The sequence below is a fragment of the Leptolyngbya sp. FACHB-8 genome, from assembly GCF_014695575.1.
GTDB lineage: Bacteria > Cyanobacteriota > Cyanobacteriia > Elainellales > Elainellaceae > Vacuolonema.
Window position 1 is genome coordinate 46,071 of the sequence record NZ_JACJOO010000048.1, and the last position, 13,821, is coordinate 59,891.

At 50.8% G+C, this 13,821-nt stretch carries 15 protein-coding genes and 1 tRNA gene; 8 read left to right on the forward strand and 8 right to left on the reverse strand.

What is annotated here, in order from left to right; all coding sequences use genetic code 11:
* Positions 1-4: 4 nt before the first annotated feature.
* A complete protein-coding gene (locus tag H6F91_RS10460) occupies positions 5-1,582 on the reverse strand; it encodes an adenylate/guanylate cyclase domain-containing protein (protein ID WP_190775203.1) in 1,578 nt (525 codons plus the stop codon).
* 215 nt (positions 1,583-1,797) lie between these two features.
* On the opposite strand from H6F91_RS10460, the gene H6F91_RS10465 reads away from it, so the two are divergent.
* Positions 1,798-1,878: transfer RNA gene (locus H6F91_RS10465), tRNA-Leu, on the forward strand.
* Positions 1,879-2,272: 394 nt separating this feature from the next.
* On the opposite strand, the gene H6F91_RS10470 is transcribed toward H6F91_RS10465, so the two are convergent.
* Positions 2,273-2,443, reverse strand: a complete 171-nt coding sequence (locus H6F91_RS10470; protein ID WP_190789312.1) for a hypothetical protein — start codon at positions 2,441-2,443, stop codon at positions 2,273-2,275.
* A gap of 117 nt (positions 2,444-2,560) precedes the next feature.
* Between H6F91_RS10470 and H6F91_RS10475 the strand changes: the two genes are divergently transcribed.
* Positions 2,561-3,100: a response regulator gene (locus tag H6F91_RS10475; protein WP_190775201.1), complete on the forward strand. Its 540-nt coding sequence runs from the start codon at positions 2,561-2,563 to the stop codon at positions 3,098-3,100.
* A gap of 125 nt (positions 3,101-3,225) precedes the next feature.
* Here H6F91_RS10475 and recR read toward each other — a convergent pair whose 3' ends face one another.
* Together recR and H6F91_RS10485 are read right to left on the reverse strand one after the other, a co-directional pair.
* On the reverse strand, positions 3,226-3,843 hold the full coding sequence (gene recR / locus H6F91_RS10480) for a recombination mediator RecR (protein ID WP_190775243.1): 618 nt from the start codon (positions 3,841-3,843) through the stop codon (positions 3,226-3,228).
* A 116-nt stretch (positions 3,844-3,959) separates the two neighbouring features.
* Entirely contained in the window at positions 3,960-5,120 is a 1,161-nt protein-coding gene (locus H6F91_RS10485; protein WP_190775200.1) for an MFS transporter, read from the reverse strand.
* Positions 5,121-5,794: 674 nt separating this feature from the next.
* Between H6F91_RS10485 and H6F91_RS10490 the strand changes: the two genes are divergently transcribed.
* Positions 5,795-6,652 (forward strand): hypothetical protein, encoded by an 858-nt coding sequence (locus H6F91_RS10490; RefSeq protein ID WP_206754920.1) that lies wholly within the window; start codon positions 5,795-5,797, stop codon positions 6,650-6,652.
* 92 nt (positions 6,653-6,744) lie between these two features.
* Here H6F91_RS10490 and H6F91_RS10495 read toward each other — a convergent pair whose 3' ends face one another.
* Both H6F91_RS10495 and H6F91_RS10500 read right to left on the reverse strand, forming a co-directional pair.
* Positions 6,745-8,109 (reverse strand): FAD-binding oxidoreductase, encoded by a 1,365-nt coding sequence (locus H6F91_RS10495; RefSeq protein ID WP_190775198.1) that lies wholly within the window; start codon positions 8,107-8,109, stop codon positions 6,745-6,747.
* A gap of 257 nt (positions 8,110-8,366) precedes the next feature.
* A complete protein-coding gene (locus tag H6F91_RS10500) occupies positions 8,367-9,278 on the reverse strand; it encodes a cobalamin-binding protein (protein ID WP_190775197.1) in 912 nt (303 codons plus the stop codon).
* Positions 9,279-9,656: 378 nt separating this feature from the next.
* On the opposite strand from H6F91_RS10500, the gene H6F91_RS10505 reads away from it, so the two are divergent.
* A complete protein-coding gene (locus tag H6F91_RS10505; protein WP_190775196.1) occupies positions 9,657-10,538 on the forward strand; it encodes an alpha/beta hydrolase in 882 nt (293 codons plus the stop codon).
* A 190-nt stretch (positions 10,539-10,728) separates the two neighbouring features.
* Here the strand turns inward: H6F91_RS10505 and H6F91_RS28265 are convergent, their stop codons facing one another.
* Positions 10,729-10,863 carry a hypothetical protein gene (locus tag H6F91_RS28265; RefSeq protein ID WP_277874377.1) on the reverse strand — a complete coding sequence of 45 codons (135 nt, stop codon included), beginning with the start codon at positions 10,861-10,863 and terminating at the stop codon, positions 10,729-10,731.
* Between H6F91_RS28265 and H6F91_RS10510 the strand changes: the two genes are divergently transcribed.
* The 4 genes from H6F91_RS10510 (at position 10,862) to H6F91_RS10525 (ending at position 13,396) form a co-directional block, all read left to right on the forward strand.
* Entirely contained in the window at positions 10,862-11,554 is a 693-nt protein-coding gene (locus tag H6F91_RS10510; protein ID WP_206754921.1) for an FHA domain-containing protein, read from the forward strand. The two genes, H6F91_RS28265 and H6F91_RS10510, sit on opposite strands and share 2 nt — an antisense overlap.
* 300 nt (positions 11,555-11,854) lie before the next feature.
* Positions 11,855-12,358 (forward strand): DNA recombination-mediator protein A, encoded by a 504-nt coding sequence (locus H6F91_RS10515; protein WP_190775194.1) that lies wholly within the window; start codon positions 11,855-11,857, stop codon positions 12,356-12,358.
* Positions 12,359-12,412: 54 nt separating this feature from the next.
* A complete protein-coding gene (locus H6F91_RS10520) occupies positions 12,413-12,826 on the forward strand; it encodes an MAPEG family protein (RefSeq protein ID WP_190775193.1) in 414 nt (137 codons plus the stop codon).
* Between the two features lie 78 nt (positions 12,827-12,904).
* Positions 12,905-13,396, forward strand: a complete 492-nt coding sequence (locus H6F91_RS10525; protein ID WP_190775192.1) for a YajQ family cyclic di-GMP-binding protein — start codon at positions 12,905-12,907, stop codon at positions 13,394-13,396.
* A gap of 5 nt (positions 13,397-13,401) precedes the next feature.
* Here the strand turns inward: H6F91_RS10525 and H6F91_RS10530 are convergent, their stop codons facing one another.
* A complete protein-coding gene (locus tag H6F91_RS10530) occupies positions 13,402-13,803 on the reverse strand; it encodes a phospholipid-binding protein (protein ID WP_190775191.1) in 402 nt (133 codons plus the stop codon).
* Positions 13,804-13,821 lie beyond the last annotated feature (18 nt).

Sequence of the window (13,821 nt, forward strand, 5' to 3'; positions counted from 1 at the left end):
CCTACTATCGCTCCACCTGCCTCTTCAAGGCATAGAGCATCTGAGGTTGTGCCTTTCCCTTCAGCACCTGCGCTCCCAGGGGTTCACAGTAAAAATGGGGGGCGATCGCTTGATACACGCGCTCCGTCAGGAGAATATCGCCGACCTGCGCTCGAGCCATCAGTCGAGCTGCCGTATTGACGGGATCGCCCAGAATATTAAACTCTCGTCGACCCCGAGGTTCTCCAATTTCCGCCGAGAAAACTGCCCCTGAGCAGATGCCAACACGCAGCCCTAAAGAGACTGGAACACCTCCGGCAATAGGAGGTGGTAGCTGTTGCACAATTTCCTGCACAGCCAGAGCTAGGCCAGCCGCCCGTAAGGCATCCTCTGGATGGCTACTAAATGCACCAAAGTAGATCAAAATATCAGAGCCAACGGCGTGATAAGTAACTTTTTGTAAAGTGCCACCCCGCGCCTTTACCGCCGCATCAATGAGTGAAAAGGTCCTTGAAAAGCTTTCTGTCAGCGCTGGTACTTCATCAGGATGGGCAATATCCGCTGCTTCGGGATAGCCCATCAGGTTAATGAACACGACAGTTGGTTCTGGAAAATTCGGTGGAATTCGCCGCTCGGCAGCGCCCTCTACAAGTTGGGTGAGAATTTCGGAGGGTAGGTAGCATGCGAGGAGTTGGACTCGACGCAGTGCGTCCTGAATTTCGTTCAATAGGCCCTCCGTACTGCGATCGAGAAGGAGAGGGCTGGTCAACCGCCGCCGGTTCAGGCTGATGTCATAATCCCCCAGGAAACCTGTGGTCAGGTCGTCCTGAATCAGGTAATGGCAGCTTGGCTGGCGTTCATTCTGGCAGGGTTCCATATCAAATTGGTCGTCCGCGCGGAGGCGATCGCCCGCCTCCTGGGTCACACAGACCCGTCCTACCTTGCCACTGCTCTCAGCCAGTTTTGCCCGTTGTACCGTCTGCCCCAGTAGCACATGGGCCATACGATGTGGGGTGCCTAGATCCGCAGCGAGATACATACCGGCATGAATTCCGACACGCATGGCTAACGAAAATCGTCCCTGCGGAGTTTCAATACTTCGAAAATTTCGCATCGCCCGCTGCATTCGTAGCCCTGTCCGTACGGCCTGGGCGGTGTCGTCTCCCTGGACATCTTCCAGAAACTGGACCAGCATCGCGTCCCCGGTAAACTCCAGCAGGTCCCCCCCTGACTTGCCAATGATTTCGATCATTTCGGAGAAGTAGCGATTGAGAACCTCCAGGAGCGCCATTGCCCCTTTGCGTCCGGAAGCGGCATTGGCCTCCATCAAAGGCGTAAAACCCGCCAGATCCGTAAATAGGAGAGTACCCTGTCGCCATTCGTAGCGTACTTTTCCAGATGGGGGTGGCTGTTCAGCGACTTGCCGGGGGACGTAATCCTGCAAAGCTCGCTGTAGGGTACGCAAATGCTGGAACACCTGCATCAGACGGTCTGGCTCCGGATCAAACCACACCCGTGCATAAAGGTCAGCGGGTAACAAGCGGCGCATTTGAGGCTCAATTTCGGCCAAAACCGCATGTTCTGACACAGGTAAACGGGTCATAAAAGCCTGGGGGAATGGGTGGTCTCTACGATCGACATACAGTAATGCCCCTCCTCACGACTATCCTCCCAAAAACCCCCTCACGTAAAGGCGCTTTTCTAAGGAATTTAAAAAAATGTCGTTGAAATCGAAAAACTCTTGTGTAGAGATGGCTAATATAGTTTATGCTTGTAAATGCTTAAATACATCAGACATTGATGTCTTGAGTCCTCTGAGCGGATGTGGCGGAATTGGTATACGCGCACGTTTGAGGGGCGTGTGGCTTTGCCTTGCGAGTTCGAGTCTCGCCATCCGCATCTGTAGGTGCATAGCACTTACCAAGTAAATTAAGGGAGTTCTGCGATGCAGGGCTCCCTTAATTTTTAGTTACATAACCTAGGATCCATGTCTGTCGCGAACTAGCAGAAGTGGGCTCTCGGTTATGGCGCTTCTCACAAAAAAAATGACCCTTTCAACCAGCTTTAAAGCTTCATTAAAGGAATATTGAGGGTTGATGTGGTGTATTTCGCACGCCGCATCAACCCTCAACCGGGCATGCCCCTAGTACTAAGCGGCGAGAATCAATGGGGGTGCTTGGTACTTTATTCGCTGGTCCTAAAGGAAATCTGAAGTTACTTCACCTACGTAAATTTTTTGTGAAAGTTGGGCACTCTAGGCGAAGGATCCAGGCATAAAGGCTCTGTTTTTCCGTCAGGTGTAATCTATATCCCACTTCGCCGAACCAAATTCCAGACTCGCAGCTACACTAGATGCTATCCCAGGAGTAAGACGGGTTCCCAGGGGCGATCGCTCAGGGGGGTCTACTATCGACAGGCAAAAGTTCATCAGGAGTGGCATAGACTGTAATGCAGAGCCAGTCATCGGTATCATCTGTAGGCTCAGGCACGGTTTAGATTTACGTTTAGAACCGAACAGCGTTAATCTGAGAGAGCTAAAGCCTTTTGCCATTTCCTTCAACCGTTACCCGAGGAGTTCGCCGTGGCAACTCATAAGATTTTGGTTATTGATGACAGCAGGGTGATCCGCAACATGGTGCGGGACATGCTACCCAAAGGTAATTTTGAAGTATTAGAAGCAAAGGACGGGGTAGAAGGCGTTAATACGATTTATCAAGAACGACCTAACCTGATCATGCTGGACTTCCTCCTTCCACGTATGAGCGGCTGGGAGGTGTTTCAGGAGATCGAGGCGAAGCCAGAGTTGCGAGCCCCCCTCGTGCTGATGTCTGGTCGTAAAGAAGAGGTCACGGAAAAGATTCCTGAGCCGTTCGAGTATTTTGAGTTTATCGAGAAGCCCTTTGAGCAGAAGCAATTGGTGGAAGCGATCAAAGCGGCGATGGTGAAGTTTAAGAAGTGGCCGCAACCGATTGTTGCTGCCGCTCCAGCAGCTGATGGTGCTGCTGGGTCTGCTGAAGTCGAACTCCTCAATAAGAAGATCGAAAAAATGCAGGCCGAGATTGACATGATGAAGAAGCAGATGGGCCAAATCCTGACCTTCATCAAGCAGCGGATGAAATAATCCAATTCTTTGCGATCGCCCTGGTGGATGGCTTCTGCCCCTCTACCAGGGCGATATTTATTTCAGGTTTTGGGTGAAGCGCCTATAACAGGAGGTGTAATGAGGGGGCACAAAGTGCCCCCTCATTACACCTCCAAATCTCGTCGCCCTTCCAGCGCGCGTGCCAGAGTAACTTCGTCGGCATATTCCAGATCCCCGCCCATAGGTAGGCCAAAGGCAATGCGCGTTACCCGAGTGAAGGGTTGCAGAAGTTTGCCAATGTAGAGGGTTGTAGTTTCCCCTTCAACACTTGGGCTGATAGCCATAATTACTTCTTTCACATCCTGCTGATTCACCCGCCGGATCAACGGGGTAATGTGAAGCTGGTCGGGGCCGATTCCCTCCATTGGAGAGATGAGCCCGCCTAAAACATGGTATTTGCCCTGGTATTCCCGCGTTTTTTCAATAGCAATCACATCTCGCGAGTCAGCAACGACACAAATAGTAGCGGAATCGCGGCTGGGGGCACGGCAGATATCGCACACCTCCTCGGCGGAGAGGTGATAGCAAACACTGCAATAGCCAACTTGCTGTTTGGCTTCCAGCAAAGCCTGGGCCAACTCACGCACATCAGATTCTGGCCGCTTCAGGATGTGGAGGGCAAGCCGCTGAGCAGTTTTGGGGCCAATGCCGGGTAGCCGTTGAAATTGTTCGACTAACCGGGCGAGGGGGCGCGTGTACGTAGGTCTATCCTCCGAAAAAATTTGCTTCCAACGCCATCATAGCGGTTCTGAAGATGGCTTATGGGTACGTTTTTGGGGCATGAAAATTACGGTTTCACGCCCCAAAAACGTACCAGAATTAGTGGGCCCAGTCTGCGTTAACTCGTTTTTGGGTGTGTCAGGCTGATAAAACTAGCGAGTACTGCCAATGCAGTGGCCGCAAAAAAGACAGAGTGCAATCCGGCATACTTCCACACGGGTCCCAAAAGCCAGGGGCAGATGAATTGCCCCAGGGAATTGAACCCTGTTCCGATCCCCAGAACGCTGGCCCGTAGCTCAGGGGGTGTGTGACCCGCGAGAACGTTGTAGAGGTTGGGGGTGATGATGCCAAACCCAATGCCAAAAAGGATGGCAGCCGGCACGATGAGGGATAGGTGAGTCAGGAGCGGGATGGTGAAGATGGTGGTGGCCATGAGGCTAAAGCCTAGGGCGATCGCCCGGTTTTCTCCTAGTCGCTTAGCCACCCAGGCAGCTCCCACGGCTGCAACGATGGCAGCTCCCACTGCCCGGATTGCTAACACAAAGCCGTTCAGTTCAGGCCCTGCGCCAATGGCAGCTTTGAGGTAGAGAGGCGTATAGATGACCACGGTATAGACCACTGTGGCAGCGACGCCGATCAATCCATAAATACGCCAGATTTGAGGTTGCTTCAGAACAGTGCGTAGTTCAGAGGTTCCCCCCGAAGGCATCATTCCAGAGACCTTGGAGGAAATGCCATTAAAGACAACCAGCATAAAGCTGAGTAGAATAACACCCGCTCCATATAAATAGAAGGAATATTGCCAGTGGGTTTTGCCGACCCATCCCCCCAAAAGCGGAAACAAGATGGCGGATGTGGTCATGGCGCTGGTGGCAAACCCCAGCACCCGGGAGCGGGATTCCCCCTCATACATGCTGCTGAGAATACCAATGGTGGCAGCGGCAATACCCCCGCTGGCTGCGCCCAGTAGGGCACGAGATGCCAGCAACAGGGGAAAACTTGTGAGAAATGCCGTCGAAATACCAAAGAAGCTATAGAGTATAAGGCTCGGAATCATGACCTTCATCTTGCCAATCCGATCGGCAAGTAGGCCCATGATGGGTGTCATCAAAGCACTGGTTAGGGCGTGAATACTCAGGAGGGTGCCGGCCCAACGAGGATTTAAACCTAACTCCTGCACCATTTCTGGAAAGACTGGCGCGACGATACCTCCGGTCATGGTTGTTAAACAACCAGCCAACAGCAACAAGCTAAACTGAATGCTTCGTTCTGTTGACATGTTTTTCTTAAACAGTGCGATCAATGTCCCTTCCTCACATCACACCCACGCCTGTTCGACGTATTGTTTCACGCTAGAAGATCGCGGGTTGAGATGGTTCATCCAGTAGGCATCCTTGTGAACTGTCCTATGACTTCCTTATGATGTAACCCTTCTGGAACTGACGAGTCAAAAGTGCAACTTTGAAGTTTTCAATAGGCTAGGAGTCATGTCAAGTCCGTTGTAAAACTATCCCCCTAGAAGGAACAAAGAAGGGGTTTTAAAACTGGCAGTGTTTATATTTCATTTTTGATAGAAGTGAGTTACTCAATCAAACATAAAATTCAAAATTTGTATGCCTTCCTGCTTGTCTATACCTCTAGTACGAATATAAAGATTGAGCCAGCAATTCTCATTTTGAAATCAGGTCCGAAAACCGCGCGCCTTTGGCGCGCGGTTTTCGGGCTTCAAAGCCAAGAGTTCACGCCCGTAGGGCGTGAACTCTTGGCTTTGAAGCCCATACTGGAGAATTGCTGAGATTGAGCCTTTTGTTGCAAATAGGCACTCATTGAACTAAAGAATTGAAGTGAATTTTAAAATCTATAAACAGTTGTAGTAAAGTTCTGTCCCCTAGAAAGAGGTGTTGATTCTCTGCAAAAACTAAGCTGTTGGGTAAGCAAGGTTAGGAGGGAATCGTGATGAAATTGATTGGCGATATCAGCAAAGGCTTTGGAAAAGGAGCGATCGCCCTCATTCTATCGGCCGGGCTCCTAACGGCTTGCCAAACCAACACTCAAACGAGTGTTGAAGAGCCTGAATCCACATCTCCCAACCCTGCCGTAGAGCATCCAATTAGCACTACAGGTGATCAAAGTGTACGGACAGGCGAACTGACAGGCAATATCGAGAAGTACATGGGTGAAACGCTCTCTATCCGTGGTGAAATGCGAGAATCTGTTGGAGATATTGCATTTTCCATGGCGGGCGATCGCCTGTTTGATGGTAAAGATGTGCTTGTTATTAATGCGACAGGAACTCCGTTTCTGGTTCCTGATGGCAACCAATTCACCAAGAATCTCCAGGTGATAGGGCAGGTTCGCCGTCTAGCCACCGCTGACCTCCAGAAGGAATATGGCTTGAATCTGGACCCTCAAACTTACCAGCAGTACGAAGACAGCTCTGTAGTCATCGCCCAATCGATCGCCTTTGCTCCTGAACCCGAGGAGATTAGCAAAAATCCGGAATCCTATTACGGTCAAACCATCTCCGTCGAGGGAACCGTCGCTGACCAACTCACACCGAGTACCTTTACTCTTCAGGATAACGACCTGTTTGCTGGCGAGGAAGTTCTGGTTATTGGTTCAACCCCAGATGCAGCCTTAGCCGAGAAGGAAGATATTGTGATTACGGGTGTTCTTCGGCCTTATATTCCAAACGAGTTTGAACAGGATTATGACCTCGATTGGGACAGCGGTTTGAAACAGAAAATTGATGACGAATTTATCGAGAAGCCGGTTCTCGTAGTTGAGAGTATTTTCCCTGCAGCCAAATAACGCTCTCTATCTCAAGCGGCCTGGACAAGGACCTATGGGTAGGCTATGCCTACCCATTTTTTTGTACATCAGGTTCTCCATGGGATTTGGGATTAAGAGCGATCGCGCAATTCCCACGCTTTCATCTTTCCAGGATTTAACAGACCATAAGGATCCATTGCTTCCTTAAAGGCCAATTGCACCGGATCCACGGTCTTCCGTCCACCATCCTCCAGGATGTAGGTATGCGGATTGGCAATAAATGCGCCCTTCTCCTCGTGGTAGTGGATGATCTCGCACAGACGCTCGGCGGTACTATATCGCACAATTTGTAGCGCTGCCGGAACTACTCGTCCGTGTACCCGAATGAACTCCAGGTGCATCATCGCTTCATCACCGAAGTGATGGTACATCTCCTCCAGTAGGGCCAAGTTAGGATCATAGGGAAAGAGCGTTTGCAAGTAGGTTAATGTCGGATCAACGCTCCGGGCATGGAGCGTTGTGTGGTTCCAGGTAAACTCCAGGAGCATCGTGCCTTTCCCAGCTTCCTGAGCTGATTTGTGATAGCAAATTTGGCCACCCATTTCCTTCACTAGCTCGCCAAACGGCTCCAAGCAGGGTTCCGCAATCATCACAAGGGCAACATGCGAGCCCGATGGAATGGCGCTCTTCAAGGCTGCAAAGTAGCCGGGAACTGGGTCTGCACAGATGCAGATCAGTTTTTTAATCAGTCCGTCGGCTTCCCCTAACACCTGACCAAACCGGGCCGCTGTCATAAAATCATCAAACGCCACAATCAACTCAGCCCAGGGATAAGCAGGCCCCAGAGGGACTTCGAGCTCTGTGATGATACCGTTGGTGCCGTAGGCATGGTTCACCTTTTGCACGTCGTCGCCCCGCAGCTCGATCACCCGAGGTTCATCTTCCATCGTGACAACCCGCACGGCTAGCAAATTACCGCGATCGCGCAACTGACCATAGCTAATAGAACCAATGCCCCCACTACCCCCACCAATAAAACCGCCCACCGTCGCTGTTCGATAGGTGGAAGGCACCATTCGCAATTCCCACCCGGTTTCCCGTGTCTGCTTATCCAGTGCTGCTAGCTTGACCCCAGCTTCCACACAGGCAATACCTGGCCTAATCCACTTCACCGCTTGCATCTTGCTCAGATCAAGAATTACACCACCTTGCAAAGGGATGCATTGCCCATAGTTGCCTGTCCCAGCCCCCCGTACCGTTAAGGGAATGCGCTGCTGCACACAAACTTGAGCAACTCGCAGAACCTCAGCCTCCGAGGTGGGTTTCACGACCACCTCTCCTACCTTGTCCTGCAACTGTTCCACCAAAATTGGGCTGTAGGTGTAATAGTCTTTCGACAGCTTCGCCACTTGTGCGGCGTCACGAATGATTTCGATGCCCTCCAGTGCGGCGGAAAAAGCATCCCAGTCAACTGGGCGGAGCGTAGTAGCAGTCATGACTATACCTGTACGGATTGGGTACTTTATCTAACCTAATGTCTATAAAAAAATAGAGTTGGAAATTTAGCTACAGCTTTCCATCTATCAATATGCTGGAAACCTCTGCTAACGAACAGTGATATGAAATCTGTGATATGGCCTCATATAGCCTTTGTCGCGTTAGTTAAGATATCAGGCCCAAAAGACCGTATCGCTCGCGAAGGGGGCGATACGGTCTTTTGGGCCTAATGTTTGATCATCCTCTACTTGTTCTTCTAAAGAGGTTGCCATCCGTGCCCTCGGTATCGATCGCCAAACTCATCAGGGTGAAAAATCTCAGCCAGAATCTCTAGCGAATCCACTAAACGTGGGCCAGGCCGATTAAAGTATTGATTGCCATCTGTCAAAAAGACCTGTCCAGTTTGCACCGCCTTTAAAGAGGCCCAGTAAGGATGCTGTGTTAGGGTCTGAGCTTCCTGACGAGTCCGCTCTAAATCAAAACCACAGGGCATAATAACCAGAACGTCTGGATCGGCTTGCTGCAAAGCTTCCCAGGAGAGCCAGGGAGAATGTTTGCCTACGGTGCCAAAGCAGGACTGACCTCCGGCGATCGCTACCAACTCTGGCACCCAGTTACCCGCTGCCATCAACGGTTCAATCCATTCGATACATACAACCGTTGGTCTGGATGTGAGGGTCTCGGCGCGAGTCTGGCAGTCAGCAAGCCGCTGCTGCAAACGTTCCAGGGGAGCCTCAACGCCCAATGCCTCTGCAACTCTTTGAATATCAGACCATATATCCGTCAGTACCATGGGCTGCAGGGAGATGATCTGCGGCTGAATGTCAGCTAATCGGCTTATGGCCTCCTCTACATCTCGCAGGCTGACGGCGCATACGTCGCATTGTGCCTGGGTCACGATATGGGTCGGTTGAAGCTGTAGCAGCAGGTCGTCGTATACCCGATAAACACTGAGGGCCGCCTGCAAAACGTCGGTAACCTGAGCATGAATAGCCGCACTACTTCCAGAGGGGTCGAGCTTGGGTTCGGTGCAGATGGGTAAGTGCTGGACTTCAAGAGGGTAGTCGCATTCGTGCGATCGCCCCACTAATTCCCCCGTCAATCCCAAAAATGCCACAATCTCGGTTGCACTGGGTAACAGAGACACAATACGCCGTTTGTCTGCCATTCTTTTTGCTCCTGCTACCTGCCCTTGCCAAATTATTTAGTCTCCGGTGCGTGCTTTAAAGAAGGTCTACGGATATTCCGAAGTGACCCTATGAAAGCTTCCTAGAAAATACGGACACAGATCGTTAACAGCAGGCGTTAGGATAGTTGTAGTAAGACTTGTATCGTATAATACAAGCTTATCCTAGAGACTGCTTTACAGCTTCAGAAAATCTCCTCGCACTTTCATTTTAGAAATGAAAGCGCTTGAGCGAGCCTTCTAGCACAGTCTTCTATTCGGAAAAGCTGGCAAGACCTAATCTTCCTTTTCCAAATCTTCTTACCTTCTATTTACACGCGTGCCTGGCTTTTTCAACTGCCAGCAGGTATCCCTATCCCTATGACTGCAATCACCCTGGCTGGCTGGCAACACTGCTTTATTGAAACCAATCGTATCCGTCTCCACTGCGTTACCCAGGGCGAGGGAGATCTAGTTGTTCTCCTCCACGGGTTTCCCGAATTTTGGTACTCTTGGCGGCACCAAATCCCAGCTCTGGCTCGCCACTTCAAAGTGGTGGTGCCCGATCTGCGTGGGTTTAATGATTCTGATAAGCCAACTTCAGGCTATGACCTGGATACCTTGGGTGCTGACATTCGTGGCCTGATTGAAGGATTAGGATACAGCAAAGCTCATATTATTGGTCATGATTGGGGTGGCTCTATTGCCTGGCACTTTGCCCACCATTTCCCCCAATATTTGAACCGTTTAGCAATTCTTAATGCTCCTCATCCACAACAGTTATTGCAGGAGCTGACGAGCAATCTGGATCAACTGCGTCGGAGTTGGTATATGTTGGCTGCTCAGGTGCCAGGGCTACCCGACTGGTTAATTCGTCAGAATCTGAGTAACTTCGTCCGCAGTACGTTTCAGGGGCAGGCCGTCCGCAAAGGCGCGTTTACGAGGCAGGATGCCGAAATTTACCAGGCTGCCCTCGAAAAGCCTGGAGTTCTCAGCGCTGCTCTAAACTACTATCGGCATTTACTGACTCCTCAGGTTCTACTGAACCAGTGGGAGCGATCGCCCCGTCCGGTACAATCCCCCACTCTAGTGCTCTGGGGTGAGGATGACACCCTCCTCAACCCTCGTTTTCTGGATCGTGTGCGGCAATTAGTAGATGCGCCATTTCAGGTTCAGCTCGTTCCCGAATGTGGGCACTGGATTCAGCAGGAAACACCACAGATTGTTAACCGTGAGTTACTAAAATTTCTCAGGCAACCCTAACCCTAAATTTGATTTTGAAAGGCATATAGCCTATCCAGGCCGTAATATCCGCATGGTTTAAGTAGGCATGTTAGCAAAGGGGACACTGGTTTCCGTAGATATCAGGAGGAATGGGGCCATATTTCATGGTTTTCCCAAGGGAACCGTTTCCTTCCCGTGATCACCCGGTTATACGAACTTTAAGAAGCGCCTACTCTGGAAATACAAGGAATAAGGATGGTTGCAACGCTCCTCGACCTTCCGCCTTCTGAGTTTTTGCCGTTGGTTGCGTCTTGCCAATCCCCCATCTCACCCGCCAGTCCACCATGCTAGATCCCCACTCCATGTCTGCTTTTTCCTCACGGGAGCAAAGTACAACTGAAAACCCCGAAATTCAGCAGCGTTTAGGCTTGTACCAGGTGTTCCTCAAGCTGTATGAGCAAAACCGGGGGCTGTTAGACGAAATTCTTAGCTTGGAAAACAGTGGTAGTAAAGCCTTGGCCAGGGTGACGTTACCTTACATCCAGGGGTTGGTGCTACGCCAGCAGGTTTATTTAGTGACAAATGTTTTGGGTGGAGAAACCCAAGCTTTGACTCAGTCTCAAAATTTATGGATTATTGGCCGCGACTCTCGACGGGTCAATTTGCCGATTCAAGATAAGCGGCTTTCCCGTCGCCATGCTGCTATTCGCTATGCCAACAAACAGTTCTACCTGGTAGATTTGGGCAGCAGCAATGGCACCTATATCAATGGGGAACCAATCCGCCGCTGCACGTCCTTGAAGGATGGCGATCGCATCCGGCTCGGTAGTGTTTCCTTTTCCTTCTTCATCTGTGACTTCATGCATTCGCCACCTCAACTTTCCTCTGAGGTGCCCAATGCCCGCGACATGCCGCAACTTTCGCAAACACCCGCCCATCCTCTAGGAGTTGCAGAGGAAGAGGCTACCACCAACATTCAGCCTCCCCCACCAAAAGTGCAAGATGGGCCCAATCCCATCGAAGAAACCTTCATGTTTCTCCGGAAGCAAAGTTAGGTTAAGAACCGGCTCTGGTAGGGTCTGTTCTAAAAGTTGTTATTTTGTACGTGAAGTGTACGAAATAGCAATCATTTCAGCAAATTCTAAAATGCACCCTAATTTTGCCGAAGCCTGAAAATAGTCCGTCTTTGGCGGGCTATTTTCAGGCTTCAATTCAAAATGAGCGTTTTCGAGTGCCGCGCAACGCGCGGCACTCGAAAACGTCCTTAACCCGAACTCAGGTTAAATAGCAACGGATACGCTGAGTCGCTGACACCTGCTAAAATATCTGGGTCGTTTCGCCTGTTGAGTGTATCTTTGAGCCAGTCGGTTGATCTACCCCGGGTTGATGATTTCCTGCAAGAGCTTGCGGCCATTCAACAAACGGGTTCAAAACGCATTGCACTTCTGGGCTCCCGCCATGTGCCCATTACCCACCAGATCCTCATTGAGGAGATGAGCTACGCCCTTGTACTGGGGCGTAACCGCTTGTTGACCTCAGGGGCTACGGGAACCAATGCTGCTGCCATTCGCGGGGCTATGCGGGCTGATCCGAACCTGCTGACGGTGATTCTGCCCCAAAGCCTAGAGCGGCAACCTCGGGAATCTCGTGAACAACTGGAGCAGGTGATTCATCTAGTGGAAAATCCTGACAATGACCACATGTCACTGGCAGAGGCGAGCGCCATCTGTAACCAGGAGATTGTTTCACGCTGCCAGCAACTCATTTGCTTTGCCTTCCACGATAGCCATACCCTACTGAAAACCTGTGGGGATGCTGAGGATCAGCGTAAAATCGTGACCCTCTTCTACTTCGATTAAGTTCGGGTTCAACCCGCTTTGCTCATCGAGTCGTTCTATTGCTGAGAATTCGTAATGCAAAGCTTATCGGTTCAAGCGGTATTAGTTGGTGGCGTCGTCGTTGCGGCGTTTCTGGTGTATGTACCGTTTGGGTTAGTGGCCTATGGGCGGCTGCAGTTAGGGATGCAGGCGTTGGCGACTCCCCGGGCGGTTGTCGATAAGTTACCTGCTTATGCCCAACGGGCAACTTGGGCCCACCAAAATTCCTTCGAAGCCTTTACTCTATTTGCGGCTGCCTGTTTGCTGGCCTATGTAACGGGGATCACAGGGGGGTGGGTGATGGGTGCTGTCATTGCCCATCTCAGCGCGCGGCTGTTATATTCCATTTTCTACATCTTGAATGTGCCATTGTTGCGATCGCTGATGTTTGGAATTGGTTCTCTAAGCTCAGCTACCCTTATGATCTCTAGCTTCCTGAAGGTGTTTTGAGGGGCGATCGCAGATTACCGTTTGAATCGGTTACGGTTTGCTTATTCACCTTAGTCATCGACATTGTTTGTTCGCTCTATGGCTTCTACCTATTCATTCGACATCGTTAGCGATTTTGATCGCCAGGAGTTGGTTAACGCTCTGGACCAGGCGCAGCGTGAAATCCAGAGCCGTTACGACCTGAAAGATACCAAGACCAGCCTCGAACTGTCTGAGGACACCATCACGGTGGTGACCGACGGCAATATGACTCTGCAAGCAGTTCATACGATCCTGCAAACGAAAGCCGCGAAGCGCAATCTATCCCTCAAAATCTTTGACTTTGGTAAGGTAGAAGCGGCCAGTGGTAGCCGCGTACGCCAGGAGATTCGCTTGCAAAAGGGAATTACTACGGAACTGGCCAAGCAGATTTCCAAACTCATCCGAGATGAGTTTAAGAAGGTGCAGGCGTCAATTCAAGGAGACGCTGTACGCGTGGCGGCAAAGTCGAAAGACGAGTTGCAGGAAGTTATTCAGCGCTTGAAGCAGGAAGATTGGCCGGCGGCCCTTCAGTTCACCAATTACCGATAGCCATTTCAACTGGCTAGGCTTGGTGGGGGAGGAACCATACGATGCAAATCGATATGGGAAAAAATTGTGTTGCCGTTGATCTCGACACCCACAGTACCTTCTGTTCTTAAAGCTAAGTCAATAAATTGATAAAGCAAGTAGGCACTGGTAATGCGCCCTCGAATGGTAACGATACCTCCCCGTTGGGCGATCGCCCAGGGGGTGAGACTGGCTTCCCCAAAGCGTTGGCAGAAGGCGTGGCATACCCGTTTGGTTAAACCGTGGTAGTCGTACTCGCCATTCAATCCCATTCTTTCGGGAGGAATGGTCTCAAATAGGGTAGATGCGCCACTGGCCACAGCAGAGGTAGCTGGACAAGTTCGGTATGGTTGTATCCCTACCGAGGCTACCGAATTTTGAAATTCCATAAAGGTCTGTGGTGCTTA